General features: G+C 65.0%; 12 protein-coding genes. 6 read left to right on the top strand and 6 right to left on the bottom strand.

The features are described from left to right. Positions 1–3: 3 nt before the first annotated feature. On the bottom strand, positions 4–780 hold the full coding sequence (locus HUK72_RS01020; RefSeq protein ID WP_176595133.1) for a phosphatidylcholine/phosphatidylserine synthase: 777 nt from the start codon (positions 778–780) through the stop codon (positions 4–6). Continuing rightward, the gene (locus HUK72_RS01015) at positions 780–1,514 is read right to left on the bottom strand and encodes a phosphatidylserine decarboxylase (protein ID WP_176595132.1); all 735 of its coding nucleotides are present in this window, start codon (positions 1,512–1,514) and stop codon (positions 780–782) included. Before HUK72_RS01015 ends, HUK72_RS01020 begins: the two co-directional genes overlap by 1 nt. Before the next feature lie 303 nt (positions 1,515–1,817). Between HUK72_RS01015 and HUK72_RS01010 the strand changes: the two genes are divergently transcribed. Both HUK72_RS01010 and HUK72_RS01005 read left to right on the top strand, forming a co-directional pair. Beyond that, positions 1,818–3,038, top strand: coding sequence for an NADP-dependent isocitrate dehydrogenase (locus HUK72_RS01010; RefSeq protein ID WP_176595131.1), 1,221 nt, complete (start codon positions 1,818–1,820; stop codon positions 3,036–3,038). 108 nt (positions 3,039–3,146) lie between these two features. Next, complete coding sequence (locus HUK72_RS01005; RefSeq protein ID WP_176597684.1) at positions 3,147–4,760, top strand: bifunctional GNAT family N-acetyltransferase/carbon-nitrogen hydrolase family protein; 1,614 nt, start codon at positions 3,147–3,149, stop codon at positions 4,758–4,760. A gap of 22 nt (positions 4,761–4,782) precedes the next feature. Here HUK72_RS01005 and HUK72_RS01000 read toward each other — a convergent pair whose 3' ends face one another. Next, complete coding sequence (locus tag HUK72_RS01000) at positions 4,783–5,355, bottom strand: GNAT family N-acetyltransferase (RefSeq protein WP_255325578.1); 573 nt, start codon at positions 5,353–5,355, stop codon at positions 4,783–4,785. A 30-nt stretch (positions 5,356–5,385) separates the two neighbouring features. Here HUK72_RS01000 and HUK72_RS00995 point away from each other — a divergent pair, with 30 nt between their 5' ends. Then, complete coding sequence (locus HUK72_RS00995) at positions 5,386–5,580, top strand: KTSC domain-containing protein (protein WP_176595130.1); 195 nt, start codon at positions 5,386–5,388, stop codon at positions 5,578–5,580. Positions 5,581–5,602: 22 nt separating this feature from the next. Here HUK72_RS00995 and glmS read toward each other — a convergent pair whose 3' ends face one another. From glmS to glmU, 3 genes are all read right to left on the bottom strand, one after another. Beyond that, complete coding sequence (gene glmS, locus HUK72_RS00990) at positions 5,603–7,441, bottom strand: glutamine--fructose-6-phosphate transaminase (isomerizing) (RefSeq protein ID WP_176595129.1); 1,839 nt, start codon at positions 7,439–7,441, stop codon at positions 5,603–5,605. Between the two features lie 82 nt (positions 7,442–7,523). Further along, positions 7,524–8,378, bottom strand: a complete 855-nt coding sequence (locus tag HUK72_RS00985; RefSeq protein WP_176597682.1) for a metallophosphoesterase — start codon at positions 8,376–8,378, stop codon at positions 7,524–7,526. Next, a complete protein-coding gene (gene glmU, locus HUK72_RS00980; protein WP_255325757.1) occupies positions 8,378–9,670 on the bottom strand; it encodes a bifunctional UDP-N-acetylglucosamine diphosphorylase/glucosamine-1-phosphate N-acetyltransferase GlmU in 1,293 nt (430 codons plus the stop codon). The genes HUK72_RS00985 and glmU overlap by 1 nt, the downstream gene beginning before the upstream one ends. Before the next feature lie 105 nt (positions 9,671–9,775). On the opposite strand from glmU, the gene HUK72_RS00975 reads away from it, so the two are divergent. From HUK72_RS00975 to HUK72_RS00965, 3 genes are all read left to right on the top strand, one after another. Then, on the top strand, positions 9,776–10,486 hold the full coding sequence (locus HUK72_RS00975) for an HAD family hydrolase (protein WP_176595127.1): 711 nt from the start codon (positions 9,776–9,778) through the stop codon (positions 10,484–10,486). Continuing rightward, on the top strand, positions 10,483–11,256 hold the full coding sequence (locus HUK72_RS00970; protein WP_176595126.1) for an enoyl-CoA hydratase/isomerase family protein: 774 nt from the start codon (positions 10,483–10,485) through the stop codon (positions 11,254–11,256). The genes HUK72_RS00975 and HUK72_RS00970 overlap by 4 nt, the downstream gene beginning before the upstream one ends. 145 nt (positions 11,257–11,401) lie before the next feature. Then, positions 11,402–12,574, top strand: a complete 1,173-nt coding sequence (locus tag HUK72_RS00965) for a GGDEF domain-containing protein (RefSeq protein WP_176595125.1) — start codon at positions 11,402–11,404, stop codon at positions 12,572–12,574. Positions 12,575–12,710: the final 136 nt, after the last annotated feature.

Genomic DNA, 12,710 nt, shown 5'->3' with positions numbered 1-12,710 from the left:
GGATCAGGCCCCCTCGTCCACCCGCTGACGGCGCACCTTGGCATAGGACATCACGCCGAACGGGATGAGGGCGAGGTAGAAGGCGCACAGGGCCAGCAAAGTCAGCCAGGGATCGGTGATCAGCAGCGCGGCCAACAGCCCCGCAAGCGCGATCGCCTCCAGCCTGATCCGCTTGCGCAGGCGGAGCGCCGACCAGCTATAGGTCGCGATGTTGGAGATCATCAGGAAAGCGGTGAAGGCGGTCCAGGGCGCCACCACATACCATTCACGAAACAGCGGCTCGCCCGTCACCAGCCAGAGATAGAGCGGCACGAAGGCCAGCCCCGCTCCCGCAGGCGCCGGAACGCCGGTCAGGAAACCGGCCGATTTATGCGGCTGCACATCGGCATCGATATTGGCGTTGAACCGCGCCAGCCGCAGCGCGCAGGACAGCGCGTGGGCCAGCGCGAATATCCAGCCGAATTTCGGCATGGCGTTCAGCGACCAGAGGTAAAGCACCAAGGCGGGCGCCACGCCGAAAGCGATGGAGTCCGACAGGGAATCCAGTTCCGCGCCGAAGCGGCTTTCCCCGCGCAGCAGACGGGCGATCCGTCCGTCCAGTCCGTCCAGCACCCCGGCGATCAGGATGGAGAGCACCGCCCTCTCCCATTCGCCCGATATGCCGTAGCGTACGCCAGTCAGACCGAAGCATAGCGCCATCGCCGTCACGGCGTTGGGCGCCACCATCCGCAGGGTGATCCCCCGGCGCAGGCCGCGTGGGATGGCGCGCCGCTGCCGCATTATTGCTGAATCCCCGAAATCACGCGCATGTCACCGATCTGGCCGAGGATCGTCTCGCCCGCCACGGTGCGCTGACCCAGCACCACCCGCGGCGCGGTGCCCGCGGGCAGATAGACGTCGACCCGGCTGCCGAAGCGGATCAGGCCGATGCGCTGTCCGGCGGCCACCATGTCGCCCGGTTTCACGAAGGGCACGATCCGCCGCGCCACAAGGCCCGCAATCTGGGTGAAACCGATGCGCACCCCGTCATGCCGCTCGACCAATATATGCTGGCGCTCATTATCCTCGCTCGCCTTGTCGAGATCGGCATTCAGGAACTTGCCTGAGATATAGACGACCGACTTTACCGTGCCGCCGATGGGGGTGCGGTTGATGTGGACATCGAACACGCTCATGAAGATCGATACGCGGATCATCGGCTGATCGCCCAACCCATCGGCCCCCGCCATTTCACGCGGCGGCGGCACCCGTTGGATCAGCGTCACCAGCCCGTCGGCGGGCGCGACGATGGCGCGCTCGTCCTGCGGCACGGCGCGCACCGGATCGCGGAAGAAGGCCAGCACCCAGATGGTCACCATCACCATCAGCCAGCCGAGAATCTCCCAACCGACCAGGAACAGCAGCGCGGTGATGGCCGCCGCGATCAGGCCGAATTTGATCCCCTCCGGATGCACGGAGGGAAATCGCCATTTCACATTGCCGCCGAGCGCGACGGTCAGTTCGTCATTTTCCATGGGCATCGTCTTTAGGCACAGTCGTTTGGAGTGACAACGTCCGATGCCGCCCAAAGAGCCAGGAAATGATCCTGCTTTGCGAAGGCCATATCCAAATGCGTGGGATTTGGCCTGGGAACTCAGATTGGGTTGAGAGCGGCCGGCCTGGGCGTGCCTTGCTCCTGCGCGGGCAGGAGCACGGTACCTTATCAGGCAAGACCACCCATTTCCGGTCGAATCCCTGCACACCCCAGTTGAACATTGCCGCCGCTTTGCCTAGGGCGGTCCCAAATTCCACCCGAACGAAGAAAGCGAATAGGCGCTATGGCTAAGATCAAGGTGAAAAACCCCGTCGTGGAGATCGACGGCGACGAAATGACGCGGATCATCTGGCAGTGGATCCGTGAGCGCCTCATTCTCCCCTATCTCGACGTCGATCTGAAATATTACGACCTGGGCGTCGAGAAGCGCGACGAGACCAACGACCAGATCACCATCGATTCGGCCAACGCGATCAAGGAACATGGCGTCGGCGTGAAGTGCGCCACCATCACCCCCGACGAAGCCCGCGTCGAGGAATTCGGCCTGAAGGAAATGTGGAAGTCGCCCAACGGCACGATCCGCAACATCCTGGGCGGCGTGGTGTTCCGCGAACCCATCGTCATCCGCAACGTTCCCCGCCTGGTGCCGGGCTGGACCGACCCGATCGTCATCGGCCGCCACGCCTTCGGTGATCAGTATCGCGCCACCGACTTCCTCGTCCCCGGCCCCGGCAAGCTCCGCATGGTGTGGGACGGCGCCAATGGCGAGAAGATCGAGAAGGACGTGTTCAACTTCCCCAGCTCCGGCGTCGCCATGGGCATGTACAATCTGGACGACTCGATCCGCGATTTCGCCCGCGCCAGCATGAACTATGCGCTCGGCCGCGGCTGGCCTCTGTATCTGTCGACCAAGAACACCATCCTCAAGGCCTATGACGGCCGCTTCAAGGATCTGTTCCAGGAAGTGTTCGACAAGGAGTTTGCCGACGAGTTCAAGAAGGCCGGCGCCGTCTACGAACACCGCCTGATCGATGACATGGTCGCCTCCGCCCTCAAGTGGAGCGGCAAGTTCGTCTGGGCCTGCAAGAATTATGACGGCGACGTCCAGTCGGACACGGTGGCGCAGGGCTTCGGTTCGCTCGGCCTCATGACCTCCGTGCTGCTCTCGCCCGATGGCAAGACCGTCGAGGCCGAAGCCGCGCACGGCACCGTCACCCGCCACTATCGCCAGCACCAGCAGGGCAAGCAGACGTCGACCAACCCGATAGCGTCGATCTTCGCCTGGACCCAGGGCCTGGCCTATCGCGGCAAGTTCGACGAAACGCCGGAAGTCACCAAGTTTGCGGAAACGCTGGAGAAGGTCTGCGTCGAAACCGTCGAAAACGGCGCCATGACCAAGGATCTCGCCCTGCTGATCGGTCCGGAACAGGCCTGGATGACCACCGAGCAATTCTTCGAGGCGATCCGCGTGAACCTGGAAGAAGCCATGGGCAAGTGGGCCTGACGGGACGGAACTGATCCGCGCCTGCGCGGTTCAATACGGTAACGGAACAAGGCGACGCCCCATCGGCGTCGCCTTTTCCATGGGCAGCATCGGACGGGAGCCATGATGATGACGACGACGGCCAAGAAACGCCTGGAGGTCCGCGCCGCGGTTCCTGCCGACGTGCGCGGCATCCAGCGGCTGATCGCCCGCGTCTATCCGGGCATGCCCAATTATTCGCTCGCCACCCTGCGCGGCCAGATCAACAATTTCCCGACCGGATGCTTCGTCGCGCTCTACGACAATAAGGTCGTGGGCTATTGCGCGACCATGCGCGTCAGCAGGGCCATGGCCTTTTCCCATCATGACTGGGAGGAGATCACCGCAAACGGCTTCGGCACCCGGCACAGCGCGGCGGGCGAATGGCTCTATGGCTATGAAATGGCCGTCGACCCCAAGCTGCGCGGCCTGCGCATCGGCCAGCGCCTCTATGACGAACGCAAGGAACTGGCCGAGGAGCTGGACCTGCACGGCATCGTCATCGCCGGACGCATGCCCGGCTATGCCCGCGCCAAGCGGCGCGTCGATGGCCCGGCGGATTATTTCGACAAGGTCGTCCACGGCAAGCTGCGCGATCAGGTGATCAGCTTCCAGCTCAAAAACCAGTTCGAGCCGCTGGGCGTCCTCGAAAACTACCTGCCCGAAGACAAGCAGTCCGACGGCCACGCCGCCCATCTGGTCTGGCGCAACCCTTATGTCGACCCGGACGAAGCCCCGGAAATGCGGGTGCCGCGCGGGGTGGAGAGCGTCCGCCTCGCCACCTGCCAGTTGCAGGCCCGCGCCGTGCAGGATTTCGACGAGTTCATCCGCAACATCGAATATTTCGTCGACGTGGCGGCGGATTATCGTTCCGACTTCATCGTCTTTCCCGAACTGTTCACCCTGCCGTTGCTCTCCTATGAGACCAAGAAGCTCTCCCCGGTCGAGGCCATCGACAAGCTGACCGGCTACACCCCGCGCCTGACCAAAGAACTGGAGCGGATGGCGCTGGAATATAATATCAACATCATCGGCGGCTCCCACCCGACGCGGGCCGAGGATGGCGACATCCAGAACATCGCCTATGTCGCCCTTCGGGATGGCTCGCTGCATACGCAGGAGAAGATCCACCCGACGCCCAACGAAGCCTTTTGGTGGAATATCAAGGGCGGCGATTCGCTGGACGTGATCCAGACCGATTGCGGGCCGATCGGCGTCCTCATCTGCTATGACAGCGAATTTCCGGAACTGGCGCGGCGGCTGGTGGACCAGGGGGCGCGGATCATTTTCGTGCCCTTCTGCACCGACTCGCGGCTGGGTTATATGCGCGTGCGCTATTGCGCGCAGGCCCGCGCCATCGAGAATCAATGCTATGTCGTCATGTCGGGCAATGTCGGCAATCTGCCCAATGTCGACAATATGGACATCCAATATGCCCAGAGCGCGATCCTGACGCCCTGCGACCTGCCCTTTGCGCGCGACGGGATCGCGGCGGAATCGACGGAGAATGTCGAAACGCTGACCATGGCCGACGTGAACCTGGCGGACCTGAGCTGGGCGCGGGCGGAGGGTACGGTCCGCAACCTGCGCGACCGGCGGTTCGACCTCTATCATATCGACTGGGACAGCAATCCCGACCACGCCCATGCGCCGAGCGGCGGGCCGGTGCCGGCGGGCGGGCATAATGCGCCGGGCGGTGGCTGACCTTCGCCGCTGCCGATCGCCTCTATGCGGGCGATCTTTCGAGCATGACGGCGGTCCGCCCCTTGTAGACCGCTTCCCTGAACGGCGCATAGCCAAGCCTGGCCGCAAGCCTGAGCGATGGTTCGTTGGCGGGATCGATGAGGCAGACGGTTCGGCCGGCGTCCTTGCGCTGCGCATACCAGTCGTGCGCGGCGCAGGCAGCCTCGAACGCATAGCCGCGGCCATGTACCTCGGATGAGAAAATCCAGGCCGCTTCCCCCGCCTTGTCGAAATCATCGCCAAGGCCCCGATGGAAATCCGCCAGCCCAGTCTCTCCGACATAGCGGCCGCTGGCCTTTTCGATCACCGCGAAAATGCCGTAGCCCAGAAGGGACCAGTGCCCCTCATAACGCAAGATGCGGTTCCAGGCGTCTTCCGCCGAAGGAGCTCCCCCGCCGATATGCCGCATCAGGTCCATGTCCGACCACATGGCGCAATAGGGCGCGAAATCAGCGAGCGTGTAGGGGCGAAGGCGCAGTCTTTCCGTCTCGATCATTCCCGAGAGGATAGAGCAGCCCGGTTCGGCCAGCAACGGCTGGCGCCCGCCGACACGCAACCTCCCCCGTCGCGGATCATTATCATCCGCATGCCGTCGACCGCCATTGCCCGCTTCGATTATGACGCTGCCCAGCGCCGGCTGGACGTGCAGTTCGTCAGCGGGCGGCGCTACCGCTATCATGATGTCCCGATGGACGTCGCGGAAGGCATGCGCGCCGCCACGTCCAAGGGCGGCTATTTCAACCGCCGCATCCGGGACCGCTACCGCTTCACTCGCCAGTGACTTATCACTCGCCAGCCATCTATCACTCGACGGTGACGGACTTGGCAAGGTTCCTTGGCTGATCGACGTCCGTGCCCTTGGCGACGGCGACATGATAGGCCAGCAACTGTACCGGCACGGCATAGACCATCGGCGCGATCAGCGGATGCACCTTGGGCATGGTGATCGTCGCCATGCAGCCTTCGCCCGCCGCCTGCACCCCGTCATAGTCGGAGATCAGCACCACCTTGCCGCCGCGCGCCTGCACCTCCTGCATGTTGCTGACGGTCTTTTCGAACAGCGGCCCGCTGGGCGCCAGCACGATCACCGGCACCTTGTCGTCGATCAGCGCAATGGGGCCATGCTTCATCTCGCCCGCGGCATAGCCCTCGGCATGGATATAGCTGATTTCCTTGAGTTTCAGTGCCCCTTCCAGCGCCAGCGGATAGTCCGGCCCGCGCCCCAGATAGAGCACGTCGCGGGCCCCGGCGATCAGATGCGCCATCGCCTCGATCGATTCGTCATAGGCCAGCGCTCCGTTGAGCGCGGCGGGCGCTTCAGCGAGATGGCGGACCAACTCCTTCTCGGCCCTGGCATCCAACCGCCCCTTGGCCCGCGCCAGATTGGCCGCGAACGCCGCCAGCACCGCCAACTGGCAGGTGAAGGCCTTGGTCGACGCGACGCCAATCTCCGGCCCCGCATGGGTCGGCAGCAGCAGGTCGGCCTCCCGCGCCATGGTGCTGGTGGGCACGTTGACGACGGCGGCGATCTTCTGCCCCTCGGCCCTGGCATGGCGCAGCGCGGCCAGCGTGTCGGCGGTTTCGCCCGACTGGCTGATGACGATCATCAAGCCGCCCTCCTCCATCACCGGGGCGCGATAGCGGAACTCGCTCGCCACATCGACGTCGACGGGGACGCGGGCGAACTGCTCGAACCAATATTTGGCGACCATGCCCGCATAATAGCTGGTGCCGCAGGCGACGATGGTGACCCGGCGGATGGCGCCCAGATCGAAATCCGGGATCGGCAACGACACCCGATCCTCCATCCGCTGCAAATAAGATCGCAGCGTCTGCGCGACGACCACCGGCTGCTCGTAAATCTCCTTGAGCATATAATGGCGGTGATTGCCCTTGGAGATCAGCTCGCCGGTCACGCCGGAAATGGTGACGGGGCGCTCGACGGGGTTGTTGTCCTTGTCGAAAATCTCCGCGCCGTCGCGGGTGATGACGACCCAGTCGCCCTCCTCCAGATAGGCGATGCGCTGGGTCAACGGCGCCAGCGCCAGCGCGTCGGAGCCAAGATAGGTCTCACCCCCATCCGGTCCTTCTGGGCCATAGCCGACCACCAGAGGCGAGCCCAGGCGGGCGCCGATCAGCATGTCGGGATGGCTGCGGAACAGGATCGCCAGCGCGAAGGCGCCGTGCAGACGCGGCAGCACCTGCGCCACGGCGTCCTTCGGGGATGCGCCCTGCTCGACCAGTTCGCTCACCAGATGGGCGACGACCTCCGTGTCCGTCTGGCTGTCGAAGGTCCGGCCCCGCGCCATCAGCTCCTCGCGCAGCGGCTTGAAATTCTCGATGATGCCGTTGTGGACGAGCGCCACTTCCTTCGTGGCATGGGGGTGGGCGTTGCTGGTCGTCGGCGCGCCATGGGTGGCCCAGCGGGTGTGGGCGATGCCGGTAGTGCCCGGCAGGGGCGCGGCTGCCAGTTCCTTCACCAGATTGGCGAGCTTGCCCTCGGCCCGGCGGCGGTCGATCTGCCCGTCATGGACGGTGGCGACGCCCGCACTGTCATAGCCGCGATATTCCAGACGCTTGAGGCCCTCCACCAGCCGCTCCGCCACGTCGTCCTTGCCGATGATTCCGATGATACCGCACATGGATAGTCAGTCCCAAAGCCGTGAAAACTCTATACTTATGTCGCCTATGCCATGTTCCCATCTCCGGCGACAGGGGGCAGCATCATCGTGGATGAATTGTAATCAGCCAGACATCCGGCGGCGCGAGCATCCGGATCGGCAGGCCGCTGGTGCCGAGCCCCGCCGAAACGACCATGGTCCGCCGCCCTTCCCGATACACGCCGCAGGCATAGCGCGTGCCGTAGCGCGAGGGCACATAGACGATGCCCGCAAAGGGCAAGGCCACCTGTCCGCAATGGGTATGCCCCACCAGCGTCAGCATCGGCCGGTCGGGCAGCAGCGGAAAGGCATCCGGCCCATGAGACAGCATCAGCGGCGCGCCGCCCAGCGCCTGCATTGCCGCCAGCGTCCCGGGAATATCGGGTCGGCCGGTATAGATGTCGCGCAGTCCGCCGATTGCCAACGGTCCCCGCCGCACCGCCTGATTGTCGAGCAGCCGGATGCCGATCCGGGCGAACAGGTTGTGCCAGTCACGGCGGCCGATCAGCGCATGTTTGCGCGCATCATGATTGCCCAGCACCGCCACCACGCCGAGCGGCGCGCGCAATGCGGCGAACGGGGCGATGCTCTGCACGGGGCCATAGATCGCGCCGCCCTTGTGATCCCCGATATAATCACCGCCCAGCACGATCAGGTCGGGCCTGAGGCCATTCACCTGAGCGACGATCCGCGCCATGCGTTCAGGGCTGTTGTCCGGGCCGGACAAGTGGCTATCGGTCAGCAACGCCACCGTCACCGGGCGGCGCGGCGCATCCGCCGGAAAGGGCAGCGCGACGTCCAGCCGCCGCACGACCGGCATCGCCCGCGCATTGGCGACGAGCCAGGCGATCCCGCCCGACAGCAGCAAAAATATGAGCAGCAGCGCCGTCAGCCAACGCCGCCTTCGGAAAAAGGCCATCACTTGGCGGCTTTGCGCGCCTGCATCTTCGCCCGGAAGCGCGCTGCCCAACCCGGCTTCGCCTCCTGCTTCGGCCGGACCAGGCACAGCGCATCGGCATCCACCGCCTGCGTCACGACGCTGCCCGCCGCGACGATCGCGCCGTCGCCTATCTTGACCGGCGCGACCAGAGCGCTGTTGGAGCCGATGAAGGCGCCTGCGCCGATCTCCGTCTTATATTTGAAGAAGCCGTCATAATTGCAGGTGATGGTGCCCGCGCCGATATTGGCGCCGGCGCCGATGCTGGCGTCCCCGATATAGGACAGGTGGTTGGCCTTGGCGCCCTCGCCCAGTTCGGCCTTCTTCACCTCGACGAAATTGCCGACCTTGGCCTTCACGCCGATCTTCGCGCCGGGGCGCAGCCGGGCATAGGGGCCGATTTCCGCACCCTTGCCGATCGTCGCGCCCTCCAGATGGGAAAAGGCGTGGATCGTCGCATCGTCCGCCACGCTGACGCCGGGGCCGAAGACGACATTGGGCTCGATCACCACGTCGAGGCCCAACAGCGTGTCATGCGCGAAGAAGACGGTTTCCGGCGCGATCAGCGTCGCGCCCTCGCGCATCGCCTCGGCCCGGCGGCGGTCCTGCCAGACGGCTTCGACACCCGCCAGTTCGGCGCGGCTGTTGACCCCCGCCACTTCCCAGGCCTCCGCCTCGATCACCGCGCTCTGCGCGCCGGGCAGCATGACAATGTCGGGCAGATAATATTCGCCCGCCGCATTATTGTTGCCGATCTGGTCAAGCAGCACGAACAGATCGGTCGAGCGCACCGCCATCAGCCCCGAATTGCAGAGCGTCACCGCCCGCTCCTCGGCATTGGCGTCCTTATATTCGACCATCTTCTCGATCACGCCCTGATCCCGGGCGATGATCCGGCCATAGGCCCCGGCGTCCTCCGGCCGGAAGCCCAGCACCACGGCGCGCGGCTCATCACCCCAATTCAGGCGCTCCAGCATGGTCCGCAGGGTTTCCGTCCGCACCAGCGGCACGTCGCCATAGAGGATCAAGATGTCGCCCGCGAAACCGGCCAGCGCGTCATGCGCCTGCGCCACGGCATGGCCGGTGCCATGCTGCTGTTCCTGCACGGCGATGACGGCGCCGCTGCCCTCGACCGCCTTTTCCACCTGATCGCGCCCGGCGCCGACCACCACCACCTGCCTTTCCGGCTGCAATTCGGCCACGCTGGCGAGCAAATGGAGCAACATCGGCCGCCCCGCTATGGGATGGAGCACCTTATGCTTGGCGGATTTCATGCGCGTGCCCTGCCCAGCGGCAAGGATAATCACAGCGAGGGGGCGGCTGGCAGTCACAGGGGCATCCTTCACGAAAAGAGGCCAAGAATCTGAGCGCTCTCTGCCATGTTTGACTTGCCTTTGCCACCCACCAGGCGGCATGAGCCGGCCATGGCCATTCCCTTCGACATCGTCGGCTTCGACCTTGACGGCACCCTGCTCGACACCAGCGGCGACCTGGCGGCGGCGGTCAACTACGCCATCGCGACGGATGGACGGTCGCCCTTTCCGGTCGAGGCGATCCACCCCTTCGTCGGCAAGGGCGCGAAGGTCATGCTCCAGCGCGCGCTCGACGCCTCGGGCGGTTATGACGAGCCGATGCTGGCGAGGATGCTGCCGATCCTGCTGGATTATTATGAGCAGAATCTGGCGATCCATTCCCTGCCCTATCCCGGTCTGATCGCGGCGATGGACGCGCTGGAGGCGGCGGGCGTGAAGCTGGCCATCTGCACCAACAAGGCGGAACGCTTCACCATTCCCCTGCTGCACCAGATCGGCCTGTCGGAGCGTTTCGCCAGCGTCGTCGGCGGCGACACGGTCGGCGTCGCCAAGCCCGATCCGGCGCCGATCCATGCCATGATCGAGCGTGCGGGCGGCGGGCGGACGATTTTCCTGGGCGACACGATCAACGACATCGCCGGGGCGCGCAACGCGGGCATCCCCAGCATCGCCGTCAGCTTCGGCTTCCTCGACGGGCCGGTGGAGGAGCTGGAGGCGGACGCCGTCATCCACCATTTTGACGAGCTGGTGCCGCTGCTGGGACGCTGGCCGGCATGACGCGTCCGGGGGGATTGAGGCTGGAGCGCGATGGCGCGGTCGCCACGCTGCTGATCGACCGCCCCCGGCAGCACAACGCCATGAACCAGGCGATGTGGGAACGATTGCCGCAACTGGTGCGGGAGGCGATGGCGGACGAGGCGATCCGCGTGCTGATCCTGACATCCGCGACGCCCGGCCTGTTCTGCGCGGGCGCCGACATCCACGAATTCGCGCTCCATTCGGGCGAGGAAGACTGGCGCATCGCCAATCAGGCGGCGATCCGGGACACCCAATATGCCCTGGCGCATGCCGAAAAGCCGGTGATCGCAGCCATAGACGGGGACGCGATCGGCGGCGGATGCGGCATGGCCATCGCCTGCGACCTGCGGATCGCCTCCCCCGCCGCCCGCCTGGGCATCACTCCGGCCAAGCTGGGCATCGTCTATGGGCTGTTCGACACCAAGCTGCTGGTCGATCTGGTCGGACCGGCGCGGGCCAAGCGCATCCTGTTCACCGCCGCGCTGCACGATGCGGAGGATGCGCTGGCCATCGGCCTGATCGACGAGATCGCAGCGGCTCCGCTGGAAGCCGCGATGGAATTGGCCCATGTGATGGCGGGCAACGCCCAACATTCGATCCGATCGTCCAAGGCGATCATCCGCCGCATCCTGGATGGGCAGGCGGATGACGACGCGGACACATTGGCCATGTTCCGCGACGCCTTCACCCGGCCCGATTTTCGCGAGGGGGTGCAGGCCTTCCGGGACAAGCGGCGGCCGCGCTTCTGACGCAACCATCGAGAATTTCATCCAAATCGGACCAACAACTCATCCGATCCGGAAAAATTTGTTAAGGATCAGCATCTACCGCCTTCCCGGCGCGGAGCCCGCGCGCGCATGACTTTCGACCGATAAAAGGAACAGGCCCAGCAGCGTGGGAGAGAATTTCGCCTTCTTCCTGCCCGTCATGATGGCGAGCTTCGGCGTGGTTTTCGGCTTCGTCTGGAGCCTGCGCATACGCGCGGCAGGCTATTGGTGCGGGGCCTTTTCCTGCGTGGCGGGGGGCTTTGCCGTACCGGCGGGATTCGCGCTCATCCCCACGCCGCTCTGGGGTTTCGCGGCGGACCTGCTGTTCGCCAGCGGTTTCCTGCTGTTCAGCCAGGCCTTGCTGGAACGCTGGCGGCCGAACTGGCTGCTATGGGTGCGGGTCGGAATCTGGGCATTGTCCGTGCTGCTCTGTGCGGTGGCGCTGGCGCTGGACAATCTGCCCTTCGAACTGGTGGCGTCCGATTTCGGCTGCTTCCTGCTGATCGGCCTGCCTCTGATCGCGGGCAAGGATCATCTGGGCAACTGGTCGGATCGCATCCTGTTCAGCGCAGCGACACTGGTTGCGCTGGATAATCTGGTGCGGGGCAGCACCGTCCCGCTCACCTTGTCGGACGGCAGCTTCCAGAGCAGCGACTATGCCTTTCTGATGCAGGCGCTGGCCTGCATCTTCGGCCTGTTCCTCGCCCTGGCGGCGCTGGCGGCGAACATGCTCGATCTGCTCGCCCGCTATCGGCGCGACGCGCTGCACGATCCGCTCTCCGGCCTGCTCAACCGGCGGGGCTTCGACGAAGCGGTGAGCCAGAAGATGCGCAGGCTGCCGGCGCAGGGCAGCCTCATCGTCTGCGACATCGATCATTTCAAGACGGTCAACGATGCCCATGGTCATGCGCTGGGGGACCGGGTCATCGTCGCATTGGCGCGGATATTGGTGCAATTCGCGCCAGCCGACGCCGTCACGGCCCGCTTCGGCGGCGAGGAATTCATCCTGTTCCTTCCCGATAGCGATGCGGCAAGGGCAGCCGCGATCGCCAACGACATTCGCGAGAGCATCGCCCGGCACGTCGCTGAACAGCTCGGTCTTCCGCACCCCCTGACCGCCAGTTTCGGCCTGTCCGCCGTCCAGCGCGGCGATGCCGCGATCCATGACGCCATCGCGCGAGCGGACGCGGCGCTTTATGAAGCCAAGACACGCGGCCGCAACAGGGTCTGCGTGCGGCGCGCGCTCGCCGTGCCGAACAGGCTTGCTGACGATCCAAGGCCCCGCGCCCACGGCCGTTAGAGCTTAGTTGAAAGCGTGTTCCTGCGAAGGCAGGAACCCAGTTCAGACGCCGGGACTGGATTCCCGCCTTCTGATCATCAATACACCATGAAAAAGGCCGCCTCGAAGGGCGGCCTCCTCATTCTCACGCAGAGCG

The organism is Sphingobium sp. 15-1 (assembly GCF_013375535.1).
Lineage (GTDB): Bacteria > Pseudomonadota > Alphaproteobacteria > Sphingomonadales > Sphingomonadaceae > Sphingobium > Sphingobium aromaticivastans.
The sequence above is the reverse complement of the archived record's forward strand: the minus strand, read 5'-3'. Positions and strand labels throughout refer to the sequence as shown.

Bases quoted from the DNA above. Each gene is read 5' to 3' on its own strand.
- HUK72_RS00995 (WP_176595130.1), top strand. From the start codon at position 5,386: ATGCCGTCGACCGCCATTGCCCGCTTCGATTATGACGCTGCCCAGCGC.
- HUK72_RS00985 (WP_176597682.1), bottom strand. From the start codon at position 8,378: ATGGCCTTTTTCCGAAGGCGGCGTTGGCTGACGGCGCTGCTGCTCATA.
- glmU (WP_255325757.1), bottom strand. From the start codon at position 9,670: ATGAAATCCGCCAAGCATAAGGTGCTCCATCCCATAGCGGGGCGGCCG.
- HUK72_RS01010 (WP_176595131.1), top strand. From the start codon at position 1,818: ATGGCTAAGATCAAGGTGAAAAACCCCGTCGTGGAGATCGACGGCGAC.
- HUK72_RS01015 (WP_176595132.1), bottom strand. From the start codon at position 1,514: ATGGAAAATGACGAACTGACCGTCGCGCTCGGCGGCAATGTGAAATGG.
- HUK72_RS00970 (WP_176595126.1), top strand. From the start codon at position 10,483: ATGACGCGTCCGGGGGGATTGAGGCTGGAGCGCGATGGCGCGGTCGCC.
- HUK72_RS01005 (WP_176597684.1), top strand. From the start codon at position 3,147: ATGACGACGACGGCCAAGAAACGCCTGGAGGTCCGCGCCGCGGTTCCT.
- HUK72_RS01020 (WP_176595133.1), bottom strand. From the start codon at position 780: ATGCGGCAGCGGCGCGCCATCCCACGCGGCCTGCGCCGGGGGATCACC.
- HUK72_RS00975 (WP_176595127.1), top strand. From the start codon at position 9,776: ATGTTTGACTTGCCTTTGCCACCCACCAGGCGGCATGAGCCGGCCATG.
- glmS (WP_176595129.1), bottom strand. From the start codon at position 7,441: ATGTGCGGTATCATCGGAATCATCGGCAAGGACGACGTGGCGGAGCGG.